Source organism: Helicobacter monodelphidis (assembly GCF_003288845.1).
GTDB lineage: Bacteria > Campylobacterota > Campylobacteria > Campylobacterales > Helicobacteraceae > NHYN01.
In genome coordinates, this window is sequence record NZ_NHYN01000038.1 from 1 (window position 1) to 5,305 (window position 5,305).

Below are 5,305 nucleotides of genomic sequence, written 5' to 3' on the forward strand. Positions count from 1 at the left end.
ACCGATAACAACTTTTTCATTTTTAGCTCCTTGAGTTTTTTATCAAACAGAATGAATTCAATTTGATTAATGTAATGATATAGTAGGGTTGTCAAAGAAGTATGAAAAAAGTGTTAAGTTTGTGTTGAGATTCAAGGAAGCACAAGATTCTGCATAGGTGCTTCTGACAGAAGTCCAACAGAAAAAGAATTAGAATCTATTTGCGATACTATTAAAGAAATTAAGAAAATGGGATTAGAAACTTGCGTAACATTAGGTTTGCAATGACACACAAGCAAAAAAGCTAAAAGATTCTGGGCTTGTGAATCTCGCGTGGCAGGATTAGAATCTGATAAGTGAGATTCTGTATTGTGCTAGGAATTTGCTTGAGATTCCGTCATCTTTGATTGCTCACTTGCTTCTTTTGTATCTTGTGCTATTGTTATCCTCATCAGCCCTCAAAGCTCCACAAATCCCCCATCTCAAAGAGTCATAAAATACCTTGACTTGTTTTTTTTTTTTTTTGTAAAATCACTTGTGCGGTTAAGATACTTTTGAGTTCCAATAGCACTTAAGCACTTCGCATTACATCTTTGTTTGAGAGAATATAGAGTGTAGAGATAAGAATCTCAAAGAAACTCACTATGCAATTATACACTCTTTAAGAGAGTGCGAAGAAAAAAGAAGGATAAAAATATGGAATCTCACAAAACACATAGAGATTCTCAACATTTGACATTTCCTTGCACGAGCTGTGGGGAATGTTGCAAACATATCACGCATATTGAAGCATTAAGTGATTTTGATATGGGTAATGGAATCTGTAAATTCTTAGATATGCACACAAATCAATGCCTTATCTATGAGACTAGACCTGAAATATGTAAGATAGATGCAATGTATGAAAATTATTTTCGTGCAACATATAGTAAAAAAAGATTCTATGAACTCAATGCAAATGCTTGTAATCTCATGCAAGAAAAAGCAAATATACATTCTCAATATAGGGTGCATATACAATAAGGCAAATGAAGGACTTTGAGAATCATAAAGCAAAAGAGTCTTTCATTTGCCTTAGGCATATATTTTAACTTAAAGGAGGCATTATGCCATTACCGTTAATACCAGTTGTGTTGGGTGGATTAGCATTAGCGGGAGCTACTTATGGAGCGAAGAAAGGTTATGATGGATATTGCGATACGAAAGAAGCAGAAGAATATCACGATAGAGCAAAGGAAAAATATAAGGAGGCTGAAAAAGAGCTTGAGACTGAAAAGAAAAAGGCAGAAAAGAGGTTTAAAAAATTAGGGAAATTGCAACAAAAAATTATAGAAACCACATTTGTAGAATATCAAAAACTTATTGATACATTGCAGATTGATACTCAAGCATCATTCAATGAGATTCTTAGTGATGATACCCTACAACAACTAAAGGACAATAAGCAATCAATTATGGACTTAAGCACTGCACTTGGTGGCTTGTTAGCTGGTGGATTAGCTGGTGGATTAGCTGGTGGATTAGCTGGATTTGGTGCGTATGGTGGAGCTGGGCTTTTGGCTACTGCTTCTACTGGCACAGCGATTAGTTCTCTTAGCGGTGTGGCTGCGACAAATGCAACATTAGCGTGGTTTGGTGGAGGGAGCTTAGCTGCTGGTGGCTTAGGTATGGCTGGTGGGGCTTATGTCTTAGGAGGAGTTGTAGCTGCACCTATCATTGCTGTGGCTGGAGCTGTATTTGCTGCGAGTGCAGAAAAGAAAAAATATGATGCGATAGCCTATTATGAAATTGTAAAAGTTATAGCCATAACAATGGAAAGTGAAGCGTTATTATGGGAACAAATAAGTAATAGGACACATGAAAAATACATAACGCTCAATGAAGAAGATGAATTATTATTGCAGTATATACGACTTGTAGAGAAAGTAATGGATAAAAAAGGGATTCAAGTGGGAACATGGGACGAGGTCGAACAAAACTGGGTAACAACAATGACACAAATTGCTGAAACGATGATAAATACGATTAATGCGCCTATTATGAGTGATGATGATGAGATAACTAAAGGTATCCTTGAGAATCAAAAGCGATGCAAAGAGCTTATGGACGAAATTAACGAAAAATGGGGAAGCTAGTAAATTTTTAATGAGATTCTATGCAATTTGTTTTTTATAGAATCTGAAATTTGTGAATATTTATCATTGTAATTTGACAAAAAAGTCGTGGTAATCTCTCTTTGATAAGTGTGGATTGGCGATTTTTTATCACAATGACAAGGTAAATCTCCGTTTTGTTTATTTTAGATTTTGCAGTGATTATCATTGCAAAACAAAACCATAGTAAGGATATGAAATGTCAAAACCAATCTATGAAGAAATTATTGATGAAATAGGCACACAAACTTTAGCAAGATGTGGGTTGAATATTTTTAGTTTGAATACCTATGAGGCTTATGGTGCAAGTGCTGCTATGACAAATGATACAGCAAGAGCATATAATCGTCATAAAAACAATGACAATTATTTTGGACAAACTTTTGAAGAGCTTGATATAGGGCAACAAAATATCAAAGATTCTTTATTGAATACAGGACATAAGACTTATACCACCGATACACTTGCGGATATTCAAAATATGCAAGGAATCATTGCGAGTGGCAAAAAGATAGAGAATCTTAAGCCAGAAGATAGGGCTAAGTATGACTATATCATGGCAAATTATGGCGATGAAGTCAAAAATATGGATTTTGATAAAGGTGGATTAAAGCAACTTGCAGAACTATCCGCTAAACATAGCAAAGATGGTAAAAGTGGATTAAAAAATCATACGACAATCGATACGGTAACGCTTGATAGCAATGGCAATATCGTTAGCACTGCGCAACTCAAAGTCATTAAGAATACAGATGATTTGTTAAAAGACAAATATCTTGAAAATGATGAATTGCGAATGCCTTTTGATGACTATAAACGACACAAAGAAAACCTAGAATCTATGATTGACAAAGGGACTCAATCAAATGACCCCAAAGTGAAGCAAAAAGCAAAACAAGCACAAAAGGCATTAGACAAACTCAATCAAAACAATACTACCAATCGCTTAATGTGCGAGAATCCCAAAGCAACTGCTGTCATCACACAAAGCATTGCCGCAAGCGGACATATTGTGCAAGCGGGTGTAAGCGATGCAATGGTAGTCGCCATATCCACTCTTGCAAATGGGATAATATGGGAAATCAAAGATATGTATAAAGGCGGGGTAGATTCTGAAGTAACGATTATGGAAAGAATAAAAAGACTGATAAACAAAGTTATGGAATCTTTCAAGTCGACTTTTACACGAGGGGCTGGATTTGGGGCTGTTGATGTGGTCGTAGGAGTTGTTGGACAGATGTTTCAAGGTATTGCAGAAAAGCTTCGATACATTTGGGAAACATTGAGAAAGAGTGCAAAGTCTATTTACAATGGAATTCACTCCTATATAAAAGGAGAAATAACAAATTACAGAGATTTACTCAAAACCATTTTCAAATCCCTTTTTTCTGCAGCTTGGGTTGTTCCCGTTGTCGCTTTGGAGCAAAAATTACAAGTTTTGATTCCCATTGGTGGCACTCTCCTTGCGCCGATATTTGCCATTGTGGCTGGGGCTTTTGTGGTGGTAATAACAAGTAGGAGCATAGATTTAGCCCTTGATGCGCTTTTTGGAATATTTGCGGAAAGAGACAAGGCAAAATTGAGAGCTGAAGAGATAACAGAACTCATTGCAGAGAAGCTCCCTACTATACTAGCACAAAAAGATGAGTTAGAGAATCTCATCGCCCAAACTCACAAGGCAAGGCTTATGAGTCTAGAATCTTCATTCGCAGATTATAAAAAAGCCATAGCAAATAACGATAATAACGGAATCTATCATGCGTTAAATAGTATCAGTTTGCTTTATGGAAAAGAACTTGAGATAAAAACAATAGATAATGTCAAAACTCTATTGCAAAAGCCAAATCGCACAGGCAAGTTGCAGTGGTAAAAATGGCTTTATGGAGAAACTATAGAATCTCTTTTTGTGTCCGATGCTTTTAATGCTTTAATATGAGCAAGTGGATTCTGTGCTTTTTTAATTTCATTCAAGGAAATGCCAAAAGTAAGTTGAAAAACAAAAATACAAACTTACACAAGCGACTTAAGTATCTTAGTTCGCTCCATACTTTTATGCAATACTTCGTGTAAAAAATGCAAAATAAGAGGCAAATATCAATTCGCTTTGCACTTGTTATGGTTAGAGATATTGCGCAAAAATGGTGTGATTGTGGGTTTTAAAACTTATTTTTCTTTGAGTTTTATCTTTATGCTCCCCATACTTTTTATGGCACTTGTTGGGTTATGGGTAGTGATACTTTAGGATTTTATAAGTGAATATGCTATTGTGCAGAATTTTGAAGTATAATAATTATATTAGTTTTTAGATGAGGAGGAAATATGCAACTACAAGGCAAGATTTTGCGTTACCTTGATAATGGCGTGGAGTTGTAAGGGCAACCAACTGCAATTAAAATTCTACAACAATCTATAAAATTACATAAATATTTTATAGATTATTCTTGATTTAAAAAATTTATTTTGCTATAATTTAATTTATGAACAATCTATTATCAATTGGCAAAGCTTCTAAACTTCTTGGCGTTACTATTCAAACGCTACGCAACTGGGATAAGCAAGGCTTATTAAAGCCTGATGAATATACCAGAGGTGGTGAGCGTAGGTATAAGCTTGAAACTCTAAAAAATATCAATAAAAATATTAAGTTTAACTCTGACAATTTAAAAACCATAGCTTACGCTAGAGTTAGTTCCCACGATCAAAGAGATGATTTAATAAGACAAGTGCAGGTTTTAGAACTCTATTGCTCTAAACAAGGATTCAATTATGAAGTAATCCAAGATTTAGGTAGCGGTATGAACTATTATAAAAAAGGTTTAACAAAGCTATTAAATCTAATCTTAGAAGGACAAGTTAAAAGATTAGTTTTAACACATAAGGATAGACTGCTTAGATTTGGAGCAGAACTTGTATTTGCTATTTGTGAAGCTAAAGATGTAGAAGTAATTATTATTAATAAAGGAGATGAGAATCCTAAATTTGAAGAAGAGTTGGCTAAAGATGTGCTAGAAATTATTACTGTATTTTCTGCAAGATTATATGGAGCTAGAAGCAAGAAAAACAAAAAGCTCTTAGATGATATGGAAAAGATAGTCAATGACAATCTCGCATAAAATAGAGTTAAATCCAAATAATAAGCACATTACACATTTCAAAAAAGCTTTTGGCTGTTC

The 5,305-nt window shown here is 34.7% G+C and carries 5 protein-coding genes; all 5 read left to right on the plus strand.

Features of this window, described 5'->3' with window-relative positions; all coding sequences use genetic code 11:
- The first annotated feature begins 675 nt into the window (after positions 1-675).
- The 5 genes from CCZ01_RS09505 to CCZ01_RS09525 all read left to right on the plus strand — a co-directional run bounded on the left by CCZ01_RS09505 (position 676) and on the right by CCZ01_RS09525 (position 5,245).
- The gene (locus CCZ01_RS09505) at positions 676-1,002 is read left to right on the plus strand and encodes a YkgJ family cysteine cluster protein (RefSeq protein ID WP_112052978.1); all 327 of its coding nucleotides are present in this window, start codon (positions 676-678) and stop codon (positions 1,000-1,002) included.
- Positions 1,003-1,085: 83 nt separating this feature from the next.
- Positions 1,086-2,114, plus strand: coding sequence for a hypothetical protein (locus tag CCZ01_RS09510; protein ID WP_112052979.1), 1,029 nt, complete (start codon positions 1,086-1,088; stop codon positions 2,112-2,114).
- 217 nt (positions 2,115-2,331) lie between these two features.
- Positions 2,332-4,002: a hypothetical protein gene (locus CCZ01_RS09515; protein WP_112052980.1), complete on the plus strand. Its 1,671-nt coding sequence runs from the start codon at positions 2,332-2,334 to the stop codon at positions 4,000-4,002.
- 240 nt (positions 4,003-4,242) lie between these two features.
- Positions 4,243-4,374 carry a hypothetical protein gene (locus CCZ01_RS11025; RefSeq protein WP_458692862.1) on the plus strand — a complete coding sequence of 44 codons (132 nt, stop codon included), beginning with the start codon at positions 4,243-4,245 and terminating at the stop codon, positions 4,372-4,374.
- 235 nt (positions 4,375-4,609) lie between these two features.
- A complete protein-coding gene (locus CCZ01_RS09525; RefSeq protein WP_112052982.1) occupies positions 4,610-5,245 on the plus strand; it encodes an IS607 family transposase in 636 nt (211 codons plus the stop codon).
- Positions 5,246-5,305 lie beyond the last annotated feature (60 nt).